Below are 15,076 nucleotides of genomic sequence, written 5' to 3' on the forward strand. Positions count from 1 at the left end.
TTAACTGTTGCAAATATAAAAAGGAGGGTAATAAATGTACGTATATGCGTTAGTTGGAGCAATACCTATTGTAATTACAATTGCGTTAATGGTTGGATTTGATTGGCCTGCAAAAAGAGTTATGCCTTTGGCATGGCTGTCAGCAGTAATATTAGCTTTTAGTGTATGGAAGATGCCGCTTGATTGGGTGGCAGGTGCTACTGTTTTTGGTGCCCTTAGTGCCTTTAATATTTTGGTTATAGTATTTGGTGCTATTTTGCTGATGAATACCCTTGGAAACAGCGGAGCCATGAAAGTAATAAGCAGTGGTTTTTATGGTATATCTCCTGACAAAAGAATACAAGCAATAATTGTAGCCTTTCTGTTTGGATCATTTATTGAGGGCGCTGCAGGATTCGGAACACCGGCTGCTTTGGCCGGACCGTTGCTTGTGGGGTTAGGATTTCCGCCATTAGCAGCTGCAATAGTTGCTTTAATTTCCAATAGCACACCTGTTACTTTTGGAGCTGTTGGTACACCTATTTTAGGAGGAACCTCTACCTTATTAAATCCCGAAACTATAGCAGAAATAGAAGCGGCAGGAATGACATCAGCAGAATTTTTGCATAATGCAGGAATATGGGCTGCAATTCCTCATTCAGTAATGGGTATATTTATTCCATTAATACTAGTAATGGTACTTACAAAGTTATTTGGTAAAAACAAATCTTTTAAGGAAGCATTTGAGGTTGCACCGTTTGCAATATTTGCCGGAATGTCTTTTGTAATACCTTATCTTTTAATTGCAATATTCTTTGGACCTGAATTACCTTCTTTGCTCGGTTCATTAATCTCACTGGTTATTGTTGTATCGGCAGCGAGAAAAGGTTTTCTATGTCCGAAAAATATTTGGGATTTTGAATCTCAGGATCAGTGGGACAGCAAATGGAGATCTAACAAAGAAGTTGCTTTAACAGAGTCGGAGATTGAAAAACCAATGAGCTTGTTTAAAGCATGGCTGCCATACCTACTGGTTTCATTGATACTGGTAATAAGCAGAGTTTCTTCCTTTGGACTTAAAAACATATTGACCGGACTATCTATAAATGTTACGGGTATTATGGGAACAACATTAAATTTCTCATTTCAATATTTATACGTACCGGGTTCAATATTCATAATAGTTTCAATTATCACCATTCTCCTTCACGGTATGAAATCTGATGTCGTCAAAAAAACATGGACACATTCATTTAAGCAGGTTATACCTGCAGCAATTTCTCTTGTATTTGCAATATCAATGGTTCAGATCATGTTAAACTCGGGTAATAACAACTCCGGATTGATTGGTATGTTAAACTCTATGTCAACTGCAGTTGCTGAATTATTCCAAGGAGTATGGCTGGTATTTGCACCTTTCATAGGAGGCTTGGGAGCTTATATGGCAGGCAGTAATACAACATCTAACATACTGTTTTCAGCTTTCCAATACAATGTTGCAAGTCAGGTAGGATTGTCAAGATTAATCACACTTGGTCTGCAGTCTTTAGGTGGAGCTGCAGGCAATATGATTTGTGTCCATAATGTTGTGGCTGCAAGTACAACAGTTGGTTTGCTGGGTAGAGAAGGTAAAATTATAAGGACAACTTTAATTCCATTTGCAGTATACTGTGTAGTTGCCTTTATTGTCGCTTATATAGCAAGTGCTCTTGTTCCGGGATTATTCTGATATATAGGTTATATAATTGAATTAAAAATTGTTATTGGGACAGTTTTAATCAGGACTGTCTCTTTTTGTCTTTTTTGAAAAGTTAGACAGGAAAAAAACAATGTATATAAATCTAATGACATTATGGTATAATGCATATATCATACCATCGCCTTGACAATGCAAGCGAGCTTGCGCTGTACTCGGCTCAGGTATGATATAATGTTAAGGACTATTTATAAGGACTAGAAAGAGGCAATAATGAAACATATTAAACAATTTGCAATAATACTTTTAATAACATTTTTGGGAGAATCTTTGCATAAATTTATTTCCCTCCCCATCCCATCCAGTATATATGGACTTTTGATAATGCTTATCTGTCTGCAAACAAAAATTTTAAAATTAGAGCAGGTTAAAGAAGCGGGAAATTTTTTGCTTGAAATAATGCCCGTTATGTTTATACCCTCGGCTGTCGGATTAATCAAAATATGGAGCAGTATTACAAATGTTGTAATACCCATAGTATTTGTAGTTTTGTTTACGACGATTCTGGTTATGGTTACAACAGGCAAAATGGCTGATTTTATAATCAGCAGGAACAGGGGTGAAGACAAATGAGAGAGGTTATAAATAATTCGGTTTATTTTGGTGTTGCTATAAGCTTAATATCATATATCATAGGTTTAATGGTAAAGAAAAAATTCAAATATAATATTTTGAACCCTTTGTTGATTGCTATAATAATTGTTATAGTAATATTAACTACCTTTGATATAGACTATGACACCTATAATCAAGGCGGCGAATATATAAACTTTTTGTTGACACCTGCAACTGTATGTTTGGCAATTCCTTTATATCATCAGCTTGACTTGCTGAAGAAAAATTTCAAGGCAATTATGGCAGGTATTTTGGCAGGCTCATTCTCAAACCTTATAGGTATTTTTGCCCTGTCTTTAATGTTCAAATTTACCCACGAAATATATGCTTCACTGCTGCCTAAATCTATCACTACAGCAATAGGGCTTGCCGTATCAGGAGAAATAGGGGGCATACCGACCATAACGGTTGTGTCTATATCACTTACGGGTATATCAGGTAACGTGATAGGTGAAAGTGTATGTAAGCTGTTCAGAATTAAAGATCCTATATCTGTGGGATTGGCGCTTGGTACTGCATCACATGCTGTAGGAACAGCAAGAGCCCTGGAATTAGGAGAGATAGAGGGAGCAATGAGCAGTCTCTCAATTGCTGTAGCCGGTCTAATAACCGTGGTACTTGCCCCGATATTTGCTAATTTTTTGTTGTAGGTATTTTGGAGGTCAATAGTAACTAATTATTATATATATAAAAATCGACAGAAGAAAAGGCAAGAATAATCTGTATTAAATCGAATTTACTTACTCTATACCTCCACTATTTAAAAAACTTGATAAATTTAAAACATCTTCTCTATCTTCGCAAGGTGCTGAAATTCTGTAACTTGAAGATCCATTTCCACTATAAAAGAAAGGCACAAAAGTAATTTTTGATAATTTCTTATCTAAATAAATCATAAAATATACATTGTTTTCAAATTCATCAAACAGATTGCTTTTATCATTAAAATTCCATAAAATATTCTTACTCTCTTTATCTAAAGTTAATCGTATTGTTTTACGCACTTTATCAAATATTACTTTTTGCGGTAATTCAAGTATACTATCATTTATAGATATTGTACCATAAAAAGATTCGGGCTGAAGTAGAAAATTCTTCTTTACAACACCATCAATAACGACATTAACTTGCTCATTAAAGTCTAAATTATTACGATCGATGTATAACCCTTTAAGTGATGTATTTATATACATTGGACTATACGCGATATAGATAAGTAAAAAAATAGCAACCACAAATATTATAACTAAAACTTTTTCTCTCATATATATCCCCAAATAAAGATTTTAGTAAAATTAGTACTATATTTAAATTCTACAATAAGAGGCAACATTTTTCAACCTTTCTATCTACCCATATCACTTTTATTAAAAAAATATTGTTAACTTTTTTTAATAATTTTTGCAGCAAGTCCTATCCTTTAGTTAAAATTGCTCACGCGGTGAGTATATGATTAAAACATTTTCCTTTTTATTATTGATAATACGTGTTAATTGCAATATAATAAGTTAATAAACTTTTTTACAAAAGCGGGTGAATAATATGAAAATAAGAATAAAAGAAGCTGCGGATATTTTAAATGCGGGATATATGGATTTTGTCGATGTGGATAAGTACATAAGAGGTGTTAGCATAGATTCAAGAAAGGTTTCCGAGAACAATTTATTTGTTCCTATAAAGGGAGCTACGACAAACGGTCACAGTTATGTAAAGGATGCAATAAAGGGTGGAGCTATAGCAACGCTCTGGAATAAGGATGAACCTGATCCTCCTACTGATATTGCCGTTATTCTGGTTGATGATACTGTAAAAGCTTTGCAGGAGTTATCATTGTTTTACAGAAATACATTGAAGGCTAAGATAGTTGGGGTTACCGGCAGTAACGGAAAGACATCCACCAAGGATATCACGGCAAGCATATTGGCCCAAAAGTTTAAAACTCAAAAAACCACGGGAAATTATAATACGGAAATAGGTGTGCCGTATACATTGCTTAGCCTTGATGAAGACTGTGAGGTTGCTGTAATAGAAATGGGTATGGAGAAAAAGGGAGAAATTGACTTTTTAACAAGACTGGTTCAGCCGGACATCGGAATTATAACGAGTGTCGGACTTGTGCATATAGACAATTTCCCTTCCATAGAGGAAATAGCAAAGGAAAAGCTTGATATTGTAAACGCTATTAAGGAAGATGGATTGTTTATATATTTTGGAGATGATCCTTTAATAGAAGATACTGTAAATAAAGCAGCTGTAAAAGAAAGCATAAGAAAAGAAACATTCGGATTGAATGATACCAATACCTTATATTTGAGAGAGTTTCATGAGGACTTAGACGGTATAACATTAAGGGTAAGCGATGAAGAATTTGACGAGCTTCACGTTGATATACTCGGGAAGCATCAGGCGTTAAATACAATGGCAGGTATACTTGCAGCAAAAGAGCTTGGAATGAATCCTGAAGAAATTCGTCAAGGACTGCTGAAAATAGAAAAAACGGGCTTGAGAAATGAAATAATTAGCATAAAAAATTGTACAATTCTCAACGATTGCTATAAATCTAATCCGGTAAGCATAAATGCCGCTTTAAATATTTTTGAAATGTTTAAAGCAGATAAACGGATTGTTGTCCTGGGGGACATGTTAGGATACAGGGAAATGAGCTACGACATGCACTACAATGTCGGAAAAGATTTGAGTTCATTTAATATAGATGAGTTAGTAACAATCGGCCAGGAAGCAAAAAATATGGCGAAGGGTGCGAGAGAAAATACAGGTATAAAAAGCATCGTGGAATTTGATACTAAGGAAGAAGCAACAGAATATTTAAAGAAATATATAAATGAAAACTGCTCTATAATGATTAAAGGTTCCAGGTTTTTAAAGCTTGAATATATAGCAAATACACTAAAGGATTTGGAGGAAAAAGATGAAAAGTAAATTGGCAATATTGTTTGGGGGCAAATCCGATGAGTATTCAGTTTCGCTGCATTCCGCTGCAGCTATAATTAATAATGTACCCGAGGAATTGTTTGATACAATATTTATTGGAATAACTCAGGAAGGAAAATGGTTATTGTATGAAGGAAGTGCCGATAAGATAAATGATGACACATGGCATAAAGAAAAATTAAGTCCTGTGCTGTTGAATATGGGAGATGATTTCAAGGGCTTTATAAAGCTTAATGAAAAAGATAATACATTTGAAAGAATAGAAATTGACTGTATATTTCCGGTGCTTCATGGCAGGAACGGAGAGGACGGAACTATTCAGGGTCTTTGCCAGATGACAGACATACCGTTTGTAGGATGTGACATGACTTCTTCGGCAGTTTGTATGGATAAGGAATTTACACATATTATTTGTGAAGCTGCAGGTATAAAAACAGCTCCATACGTTGCGGCCACAAACAGCAGCAAATTAAATATCAAAAATTTATATGATGAAGTTGTTGAAAAGTTTTCAATTCCAATATTTATTAAACCGGCAAATAACGGCTCTTCCATAGGAATAAGCAAAATAAGAAACTATGATGAGTTTGAAAGAGGAATAATGGAAGCGTTTCAATTTGACAATAAGGTTGTTATTGAGAAGGGAATAGACGGCTTTGAAATAGGCTGTGCAGTTGTGGGAAACGAAGATTTAATAATCGGAGAAGTGGATGAAATAGAAACTAAGAATGATTTTTTCGATTATGTTGAAAAATACAGTCAGCATAATTCTAAAATTCATTGTCCCGCACGAATCAGCGATGAATTAAAAGTAAAAGCTAAAATAATAGCCGAAAAGACCTACAAGGCGCTTGGCTGCAAAGGCTTGGCAAGAGTTGATATGTTTGTAACCACAGACAACAGAATAATATTGAATGAAATTAACACTATACCCGGTCTGACTGATTTAAGCAGATACCCGTCCATGCTCAGAAAAATAGGTATAGAATACAAGGATTTAATAGTTAAGCTGGTGGAACTTGCGTTAGAACTAAATTAGCAATTTAAGCTATTGATAACATTGGAAAGTAAGTCTTAAACAATAGTTAAAAAACTTTTATGAAATTTGAACTACTCCTTCTTGGTTATATACAAATATTTAAACTAAGAAGGTAATGTTCATTGCGTTTTGTGCCTTGAGTGTAACGAAAGGATTGAATATAATTATGAAAAAAAGGCTTGGTATTGTTACTTCGAGTAAAGATGTTGGTAGTGAATACAAAAGACAATTACTTAAGGTTTTTAATGATGATATAGAGGTATTCAATTATTCTTTTGATATAAATAATGTAAAAGATATTAATAATATTGATGTTTTACTCATAAGCACTTATTCCCAATATGAAGTTATTAGAAAAGATATAGATAAGAATATTCCCGTTGTCATAGCAAAACTAACTCTTTCAAAAAAAGGTTATAATATGCTAAAGGATAACGTTATTGATAATAAAGTGATGTTGGTAAACCTGAGTTTTGAAATGTGTATTGAGACAATAGCCTTACTTTATCAACTTGGTTTTGATGATTATGAACTGGTACCTGTATTTCCGAATATGAAGGCAGTACCTGATTTAAAGACAGCTATTACAACCGGTGAAAAGAGATATGTTCCGGATGGAGTAGAAACAGTGATAGATTTGGGACATAGAGCTATAGATAAGAATACTTTGGTTGATATCGCTATAAAGCTTCAAATGGAAAATGTACTTACAGACAGAAGGATACTTGATTATTTTGATGAACTTGTTTCGTCAGATGAAGGGTTTGAATTTTTGATTAGTAAATCAAGAACACTAAAAAATCAGTTCAACACCTTGTTATCTATTATGAACAAGGGTGTTATTGGCGTGAGTGAGGATGCTGTTATTGAAAGCTTTAATGAAAATGCCAGAAAACTTATTGGTAAAAGCACTGCATACATTGGTAAACATATTACAGAAGTATTACCTGAGATTGAGTTTGAACAGTTTTTAAAGACAAAAAAACAAATCATTAATAAGTTAGTTAAAATAAATGAAAACAATATTACAATGTCCATATTTCCTGTTTCTGGTTTAAATGAAAAAGACGGATTAGATAATGGTGCGTATGTTATTATAGAAAGCTTTGAATCCCAGGAAAACGCACAAAATATGTTGAGGCTGCAACTGGCAAATAAAGGACATATAGCTAAATATGATGTTACAAATATAATTGGTAAAAGCAAAGAAATTGAAGAGGTTAGAAAATTAGTCATTCGCATGGGAAAATCTAAATCGGGGGTTTTAATTACGGGAGAAAGCGGAACAGGCAAAGAACTGGTTGCTCAGGCTATTCATAATGCTTCGTCTATAAAAGATAAACAGTTTGTGGCCATTAATTGCGCCGCGCTATCTCCTAGTTTATTGGAAAGTGAACTTTTTGGATATGAAAGTGGAGCTTTTTCAGGAGCTTTAAAGGGTGGTAAAATAGGCATTTTTGAACTTGCAAACAATGGTACTCTTTTTCTTGATGAAATTGGTGAAATGCCAATAGACTTACAAGTTAGACTGCTAAGAGTAATACAGGAGAAAGAGGTTATGCGTGTGGGCGGAAGTATGATAATAAAAGTCAATGTGCGAATAATTGCAGCTACAAACAAGAATTTATATGAACAGGTGGAAAAGGGCCTTTTTAGAAAAGATTTATATTTTAGATTGAATGTCTTGCCTATTAACATACCATCTCTTGGAGAAAGGGTTGAAGACATTAGTGTATTGTTTGATTATTTTAAGGAAATGAATGGCTGTAGATTTGAATTATCTACAGAAGTAATAAACTTTATGAGAAATTATATTTGGCCGGGCAACATCAGAGAACTTCGAAACTGCGTGGAATATTTTGATAATATTGGAGTCAAAATTATTACTTTGGATCATTTACCATATCATATGAAGACTTTTATAAAAGGAACTGTAAACAAAGAAAATGTTATCACTTTATTAAATTTAACAAGTAATGAAAGCTTTGTCTTGAGTCAGTATTACAATGCATTTAAAGATAGAGTGAAGCTTGGAAGAAAAAGCATATCCAAGAAAGCCTTTGAGAACAACATATTTTTAAGCGAATATGATGTAAGAAGAATTTTAACGAATTTAAGTAGTTGTGGATATATTAACGTAGCTGTCGGACGTGGTGGTAGTACAATAACTAAAAAAGGTATAGAGTTACTTGAAAGCACGGAATAAGGAGTATGAACAAAAAGGGTTATATGGTGACATAGTCACCATATAACCCTTTTTGTGGAGATGTTAAAAAATATAAATATTAAAAAGTCCTTATGATTACTGTGTCTTAATTCACTATATTATAATTAAATAATTGGCATATAATTTGCTATTATGTATATGAGGAGGAAAAGTTAGTGAAATTCAGTTAGAAAAAAATATAATATTATTAGGAGGTCTTATGTCTAAAATTACCGCAAAATCTGTATTAAAATCTTATAAATCAATGATATTTCTGATTATTGGTATTACAATCGGTTGTATTATAGGTTTGGTATATGGTGAAAAGGCAAAAGTGCTGGAGCCATTTGGTCAAATATTTTTAAATTTTATGTTTACAGCTGTAGTACCGCTTGTGTTTTTTAGCCTATCAAGTTCCATAGCAAAAATGTCAAACATGAAACGACTTGGCAAGATACTTAGTAACACTATAGCAATATTCTTTATAACAGGAATTATAGCTTCTATATTTATTATTGCTGTAGTGACAGCTATTCCTCCTGCTGAAGGAGTAAGCATCGATATGGGTGTTTATGAAGAATCATCACAAATGAACATGTTGGATCAAGTAGTAAAGGCACTTTCTGTAAGTGACTTTAACTTGATATTATCAAGAAATGCAATGTTACCTCTCATAATTTTTGCAATGACATTTGGCTATTGTATTAGCTATGTAAGCAAGAAAAGAGGCCTAATTAATAATCCTGTGGTTGATGTACTTGATATTTGCTCTGATGCATTAATGAAAATGATAAATATTATTATGCTTTATGCTCCGGTTGGCTTGGGTGCATATTTCGCATCTTTGATTGGAACCTATGGATCGGAGCTTTTAGGAGCATATACTAAAGCAGTAGTAATGTTCTTTCCTATCTGCATATTCTATTTCTTATTAGCATTTACTGCATATGCTTATTATGCAGGCGGGGTTAAAGGTGTTAAACTATTTTACAAATATATTTTTCCGGCTGTTATAACATCATTAGCGACGCAAAGTTCTATAGCCACATTACCTACAAATTTAGCAGGAACTAAAAAAATGGGTGTACCTGATGATATAGCAGATATTGTATTGCCATTGGGGGCAACAATACATATGGATGGTACAGCACTGACCACACTGATGAAAATTGCTTTTTTATTTGGAATTTTCAATATGCAATTTTCAGGATTAGGAGTATGGGCTACTGCAATTGCATTATCGGTAATGAGTGGAGTAGTAATGAGTGGAATTCCTGGTGGTGGAATGATGGGGTCCTTAATTATCGTAGGGTTCTATGGATTTAATACAGAAGTAATACCTATAATAGTTACTATTGGTTTGTTGACTGATGCCATAGCTACAATGATTAATGCAACTGGTGATGCCGTAGCAGCAATGATGGTTACTAAAAGAGTTGAAGGCAAAAACTGGGTTGATAAAATATATGATGAACAAAATATAGAAGTAGAGGTTACTATTTAGTATGTTTAAGGAAGGGTGACACACCTCTTTTTCACAGGGCAAGTCTTTGTAGGACAGGAGGAATGTCACCAATTAGGAGGAGGTAGTATGTATAATTTAGATTTGACAATTGATAGAAGCAACACATGTTCGGTGAAATACGAAGAAATGGATCTCAAATTTGGACATAAAGATCTTTTGCCATTTTGGGTAGCAGACATGGATTTGAAATGTCCTGACTTTATGATAGAAGCTTTAGTGAAAAGAGCACAACATGGCGTGTTTGGTTATACAAAAAGAATGCCGGAGTTCTACGATGCAATCATAAGCTGGTTAAAAATCAGGCATGATATAGAGGTATCAAGAGATGACATTGAATACGGGCCGGGAGTGGTGTTTTTACTTAATATAATGATTCGTAAATTTACTAAACCCATGGATAAAATAATCATGCAATCTCCGGTTTACTATCCGTTCAAAAATATCATAGAAGGCAATAACAGAGTTATAAGTGATAATACGTTAAAATTCGACCATGGTAAGTATATGATGGATTTTGAGGATCTCGAAGAAAAGGCGAAAGATCCAGATTGCACAATGATGATTTTATGCAGTCCACATAATCCAGTGGGAAGAATTTGGACTAAAGAAGAACTCATTAAAGTCTCTGATATATGTCTTGCAAATAATGTGTTACTGGTTTCTGATGAAATACATTTTGATTTGGTTTTTAAAGGTAACAAACATATCTCTGTGGCAAATTTAGAAAAAAAATATAAAGATAATTCTATTGTCTGTACAGCACCTAGCAAGACATTTAACATAGCAGGTCTACACTCAGCATATTGTATCATTTGGGATAGGGAACGAATGGATGCATACAGAAAAGAATTGGGATTGTTGGATCTAAACCGTTCCAATATATTCAGCAGAGAAGTTACACAAGTTGTTTATGAACAAGGTGCAGAGTATGTAGATAATTTGGTTGATTTTCTTGAAGAAAATATGAATTATGTTTATAACTTTATATGTGAGAATATAAAAGGAATCATTCCTTATAAAATGGAGGCTACCTATCTTATGTGGCTGGATTGCAGAGGATTAGGATTGGATGATGATGGTATTGATGATCTATTCTTCAACAAAGCAAAGATAGCATTAGATAGTGGACGATGGTTCGGAGAAGCGGGCAACGGATTCATGAGAATTAATATAGCGTGTCCGAGATCAATGCTTGTAGAAGGAATGCATAGGTTAAAAACAGCTGTTGAAAATTTACAAGGAGCAGAAATATGAAATTTAATACAAAGACAATACACTTTGGAGAAGTTCGTGACAAACAATTTGGTGCACATATTACACCAATATATCAAACTTCTACATTTATATTTGATGATTGCGCGCAAGGCGGAGATAGGTTTGCTGGTAGAGATGATGGGTATAAATACACAAGATTAGGGAATCCGAATACTCATGAGATTGCTAGAAGAATGGCGGCTTTAGATGAAACAGATATGGGACTTTATACAAGCACAGGCATGTCGGCTGTATCTACAGCGCTTTTAGGACTTATGAAATCCGGAGATCATTTAATATCCTCAGACTGTATTTATGGAGGTACTGTTGGGGTTATTGATAAAGTGATAACATCATATGGAATTGAAGCAGATTATGTTAAAGTAAATGATTATGAATTGTTTAGAAAAGCATTTAAAACCAATACAAAGGTTGTATATATAGAGACACCGGCTAATCCTACACTTGAATTGATTGATATAAAAAAGGTAGCAGAAATAACTCATGAGAATGGAGCGGTGCTTATAGTAGACAATACATTTTTAACACCATATCTTCAAAGACCTATGACACTCGGTGCAGATGTTGCAGTTTATAGTGTTACAAAATATATAAATGGGCACGGAGATGTAGTCGGAGGAGTTATCACTGGAAAAAAAGAGTATATCAATAAAATCAATAATCCATATTTAGTGAATTTAGGCGGTACAGGCTCACCATTTGATGCATGGTTAGTTTCAAGAGGATTGAAGACATTAGGATTAAGAATGGACAGACATTGTTCTAATGCTATGGCTGTTGCAAAATATTTGGAAGCTAATCCTAAAGTGGCAGTTGTGTATTATCCAGGACTTGAATCCTTTCCTCAGCATGAACTTGCCAAAAAGCAAATGGACGATTTTGGCGGGATGATTGCATTTGAGTTAAAAGGTGGATTTGAAGCAGGAGAAAAATTATTGAATAATTTAAAAATAATATCACTTGCAGTAAGCCTTGGAGGCGTAGATTCACTCATACAGCATCCGGCTTCAATGACTCATGCTGCTGTCCCAAAAGAAGAAAGACTCAAAGGTGGAATAACGGATGGACTTGTTAGATTATCTGTTGGAATAGAAGATTTAGAGGATATAATTGAAGATATAGAAAAAGGTTTTGCCAAAGTTTAAGTATTTCATAGTACTATTGAATTACATCGATGTGCTCCCTTCAGGATAGACAATTTCTAACTATCTATCTTGAAGGGAGCACATCTTACTTTAAAATTATTTAATTATTTCTTCAGTCCTAAAATTACTCTTGCTTCGTCCGGAGTCGCCACTTCACGGCCGAATTCTCTTGAAAGACGTGCCAATCTTTCAACTAATTGGGCATTTGATTTTGCCAGAACTCCTTTAGAATAATAAATATTGTCTTCAAATCCTGTTCTTACATGACCGCCCAGCATTATAGCAGCCATGTTTAACGGAAGCTGGTATCTTCCAACGCCTGCTACAGTCCATGTTGAGCCGGCAGGAATTGATTCAACCATGTAAAGTAAATCTCTTAATTCTCCGCCCATTGCACCGGGTACTCCAAGAACAAAATCAAAATGCATAGGTGTGTTTATTATCCCCTTTTTAGCAAATCTCAGAGCTGTATCAATCATGCCTTTTTCAAAGCATTCCAATTCCGGCTTAACTCCAAGCTCATTCATTCTGTTTGCAAATATTTTGATATTTTCCTCAGTATTCATGAAAACATCATCCGCAAAGTTACAGGTTCCCATACTTAAGGTAGCCATTTCAGGACTCAATTCAATCGGCTGCATTCTTTGCTGCGGAGTATGCCATGTAGCTCCGCCTGTGGATGGCTGGAATATGATGTTGCACTTAGCTTCGATTTTTTCTTTGATTTGTTTGTAAACTTCATAGTCCTGAGTAGGATTTCCATCCTTGTCTCTTGCATGTACATGCACCATTGAGCAGCCTGCTAAATAGCATTCATATGCTGCTTCCGCAATTTCATCAGGTGTAAGCGGAAGATTTGGCTGTTGTTCTCTTGTTACCTCTGCTCCCGTAAGGCAAGCAGTAATTATTAATTTTTCCATAGTAACCTCCTATTAATCATTTTTTGCCTACTATTATTTTACAGTATTTGGCTGATATAGTCAATTACAATCAACCCAATATTCCCTTCATTACGATTGTTTTTACTTGCGTGAGCTCCTCTAGTGTTGAGCTTACACCCTCTCTGCCGATTCCGCTCATCTTGTATCCTCCGAATGCGATATCAGGATGTCTGTATCTGCCGTTGCCGTTCAGAACAACAGTGCCGCATTCAAGCTGATATGCTGTCTTCATGGCCTTGCCGGTGTCTTTGGTAATTATGCCTCCGTTGAGACCGTAAACAGAAGCGTTATGTATTTCAACAGCTTCTTCAAGTGTATCAAAACCTATCACAGGAAATACAGGACCAAATACCTCCATATCTTGTGCAATATCCATGCTTGCGTCTACATCGGCAAGTACTGTTGGTTCAAAAAATGCTTTATTTATTATGTTTCCGCCCAGTACGCATTTTGCACCCTGCTTAAGTGTGTGTTCAATCTGTTCCTTAATTTTGAGTGCTGCAGCTTCGTTAATGAGGCAGCCCATATCGCAGGATGGGTCCATAGGATCGCCGATTTTCAGGCTGTTAAGCTTATCAACAAGCTTTCTTGTGAATTCATCCTTAATTGAATTCTGGACGATAAATCGTTTTGTAGCTATGCATATTTGTCCGCAGTTTGTAGTCCTTGCCATTATCGCTTCCTGAACAGCAAGATTTATATCTCCGTCTTCGTAAACAATCATTGCATCATTGCCGCCAAGCTCAAGAAATACACGGTGAAGGTTTGATGCAGCCTGCTTTGCCGTCTCCACACCTACTTCTGTGCTGCCTGTGAGGCTTACAGCATCAATATGAGGGCTGCCTACAAGGTATTTCCCTACAACAGATCCGCTTCCCGTTACAATTTGCAGAGCATCTCCCGGTACACCGCATTCTGTCAGAAGCTCGGACATTCTTATAAGCGTGAGAGGATTGTCTGAAGGCGGCTTTACAATGACAGAGTTCCCGGTTGCAAGAGCCGGAGCGACCTTGTATGCATAGGTTGAAGCAGGAAAATTAAACGGGATGATACAAAGAATTGTTCCCAGTGGTTCCCTGCGTGTAAATATTAGGTCTCTTTCTCCTCCGGGCTGGCTGTCGGGTAATGTTATACCATACATATGGTTTGCACCTTCAAGGAAGCGTCTGAATATAACAGGAACAAGACCAACCTCTAATTTCGCCTCTTTAATGTTTTTTCCGGTTTCCCTGCATAAAAGTTCTGCCAGTTCGTCAATATGTAAGCTGAATTTATCAATAAAATTTAACAAGATTTTTGAGCGTTCATGAAGAGGTGTACCTCCCCAGAGCTTTTTTCCTTTTAATGAGTGCTCAAGTAACAGGTCAAGATCCTTCGTTGATGAATTCGGAACTGTATCAATCAACTCTCCATTGGCAGGATTAAATATATTTATAACCTTTCCGTCAATAGAATCTCTTTTTTGTCCTCCAATAAGCATTTTCATAAGTATCACCATTCCTTTCTTATATACTTTAATTATGTCATATTTTTTATGCAATTGCAAACTCATTGTGATAATGAAGGTATAGGGTCCATCATCGAAAATTAAAAAAAATTTGTAAATAGGGTGGTAAAAATTCTTCATTTATAGTATAACTTTA

Annotated in this window: 12 protein-coding genes; 9 read left to right on the forward strand and 3 right to left on the reverse strand. The window is 35.1% G+C overall.

Annotated features, from left to right (window positions below; translation table 11 throughout):
* The first annotated feature begins 34 nt into the window (after nucleotides 1-34).
* The 3 genes from HZF24_RS13115 (at nucleotide 35) to HZF24_RS13125 (ending at nucleotide 3,000) form a co-directional block, all read left to right on the forward strand.
* Entirely contained in the window at nucleotides 35-1,708 is a 1,674-nt protein-coding gene (locus HZF24_RS13115) for an L-lactate permease (protein WP_179238791.1), read from the forward strand.
* Between the two features lie 240 nt (nucleotides 1,709-1,948).
* Nucleotides 1,949-2,308, forward strand: coding sequence for a CidA/LrgA family protein (locus tag HZF24_RS13120; protein ID WP_179238792.1), 360 nt, complete (start codon nucleotides 1,949-1,951; stop codon nucleotides 2,306-2,308).
* Nucleotides 2,305-3,000 carry an LrgB family protein gene (locus HZF24_RS13125; protein ID WP_179238793.1) on the forward strand — a complete coding sequence of 232 codons (696 nt, stop codon included), beginning with the start codon at nucleotides 2,305-2,307 and terminating at the stop codon, nucleotides 2,998-3,000. The genes HZF24_RS13120 and HZF24_RS13125 overlap by 4 nt, the downstream gene beginning before the upstream one ends.
* Before the next feature lie 90 nt (nucleotides 3,001-3,090).
* Here HZF24_RS13125 and HZF24_RS13130 read toward each other — a convergent pair whose 3' ends face one another.
* A complete protein-coding gene (locus tag HZF24_RS13130; protein WP_179238794.1) occupies nucleotides 3,091-3,615 on the reverse strand; it encodes a hypothetical protein in 525 nt (174 codons plus the stop codon).
* A gap of 277 nt (nucleotides 3,616-3,892) precedes the next feature.
* Here HZF24_RS13130 and HZF24_RS13135 point away from each other — a divergent pair, with 277 nt between their 5' ends.
* From HZF24_RS13135 to HZF24_RS13160, 6 genes are all read left to right on the forward strand, one after another.
* Nucleotides 3,893-5,290, forward strand: a complete 1,398-nt coding sequence (locus tag HZF24_RS13135; protein WP_179238795.1) for a UDP-N-acetylmuramoyl-tripeptide--D-alanyl-D-alanine ligase — start codon at nucleotides 3,893-3,895, stop codon at nucleotides 5,288-5,290.
* Complete coding sequence (locus HZF24_RS13140; RefSeq protein WP_179238796.1) at nucleotides 5,280-6,341, forward strand: D-alanine--D-alanine ligase family protein; 1,062 nt, start codon at nucleotides 5,280-5,282, stop codon at nucleotides 6,339-6,341. The genes HZF24_RS13135 and HZF24_RS13140 overlap by 11 nt, the downstream gene beginning before the upstream one ends.
* 166 nt (nucleotides 6,342-6,507) lie before the next feature.
* A complete protein-coding gene (locus HZF24_RS13145) occupies nucleotides 6,508-8,547 on the forward strand; it encodes a sigma-54 interaction domain-containing protein (protein ID WP_179238797.1) in 2,040 nt (679 codons plus the stop codon).
* A gap of 220 nt (nucleotides 8,548-8,767) precedes the next feature.
* Complete coding sequence (locus tag HZF24_RS13150) at nucleotides 8,768-10,051, forward strand: dicarboxylate/amino acid:cation symporter (protein ID WP_179238798.1); 1,284 nt, start codon at nucleotides 8,768-8,770, stop codon at nucleotides 10,049-10,051.
* Nucleotides 10,052-10,138: 87 nt separating this feature from the next.
* On the forward strand, nucleotides 10,139-11,326 hold the full coding sequence (locus tag HZF24_RS13155; protein ID WP_179238799.1) for a MalY/PatB family protein: 1,188 nt from the start codon (nucleotides 10,139-10,141) through the stop codon (nucleotides 11,324-11,326).
* Nucleotides 11,323-12,492, forward strand: coding sequence for a trans-sulfuration enzyme family protein (locus HZF24_RS13160; protein ID WP_179238800.1), 1,170 nt, complete (start codon nucleotides 11,323-11,325; stop codon nucleotides 12,490-12,492). Before HZF24_RS13155 ends, HZF24_RS13160 begins: the two co-directional genes overlap by 4 nt.
* 104 nt (nucleotides 12,493-12,596) lie before the next feature.
* On the opposite strand, the gene kce is transcribed toward HZF24_RS13160, so the two are convergent.
* Nucleotides 12,597-13,412: a 3-keto-5-aminohexanoate cleavage enzyme gene (gene kce, locus HZF24_RS13165; protein WP_179238801.1), complete on the reverse strand. Its 816-nt coding sequence runs from the start codon at nucleotides 13,410-13,412 to the stop codon at nucleotides 12,597-12,599.
* 70 nt (nucleotides 13,413-13,482) lie between these two features.
* Entirely contained in the window at nucleotides 13,483-14,919 is a 1,437-nt protein-coding gene (locus HZF24_RS13170; protein ID WP_179238802.1) for an aldehyde dehydrogenase family protein, read from the reverse strand.
* Between the last annotated feature and the right edge of the window lie 157 nt (nucleotides 14,920-15,076).

Source organism: Sedimentibacter hydroxybenzoicus DSM 7310 (assembly GCF_013403245.1).
GTDB lineage: Bacteria > Bacillota > Clostridia > Tissierellales > Sedimentibacteraceae > Sedimentibacter > Sedimentibacter hydroxybenzoicus.

Bases quoted from the DNA above. Each gene is read 5' to 3' on its own strand.
- HZF24_RS13115 (WP_179238791.1), top strand. From the start codon at position 35: ATGTACGTATATGCGTTAGTTGGAGCAATACCTATTGTAATTACAATT.
- HZF24_RS13120 (WP_179238792.1), top strand. From the start codon at position 1,949: ATGAAACATATTAAACAATTTGCAATAATACTTTTAATAACATTTTTG.
- HZF24_RS13125 (WP_179238793.1), top strand. From the start codon at position 2,305: ATGAGAGAGGTTATAAATAATTCGGTTTATTTTGGTGTTGCTATAAGC.
- HZF24_RS13130 (WP_179238794.1), bottom strand. From the start codon at position 3,615: ATGAGAGAAAAAGTTTTAGTTATAATATTTGTGGTTGCTATTTTTTTA.
- HZF24_RS13135 (WP_179238795.1), top strand. From the start codon at position 3,893: ATGAAAATAAGAATAAAAGAAGCTGCGGATATTTTAAATGCGGGATAT.
- HZF24_RS13140 (WP_179238796.1), top strand. From the start codon at position 5,280: ATGAAAAGTAAATTGGCAATATTGTTTGGGGGCAAATCCGATGAGTAT.
- HZF24_RS13145 (WP_179238797.1), top strand. From the start codon at position 6,508: ATGAAAAAAAGGCTTGGTATTGTTACTTCGAGTAAAGATGTTGGTAGT.
- HZF24_RS13150 (WP_179238798.1), top strand. From the start codon at position 8,768: ATGTCTAAAATTACCGCAAAATCTGTATTAAAATCTTATAAATCAATG.
- HZF24_RS13155 (WP_179238799.1), top strand. From the start codon at position 10,139: ATGTATAATTTAGATTTGACAATTGATAGAAGCAACACATGTTCGGTG.
- HZF24_RS13160 (WP_179238800.1), top strand. From the start codon at position 11,323: ATGAAATTTAATACAAAGACAATACACTTTGGAGAAGTTCGTGACAAA.
- kce (WP_179238801.1), bottom strand. From the start codon at position 13,412: ATGGAAAAATTAATAATTACTGCTTGCCTTACGGGAGCAGAGGTAACA.
- HZF24_RS13170 (WP_179238802.1), bottom strand. From the start codon at position 14,919: ATGAAAATGCTTATTGGAGGACAAAAAAGAGATTCTATTGACGGAAAG.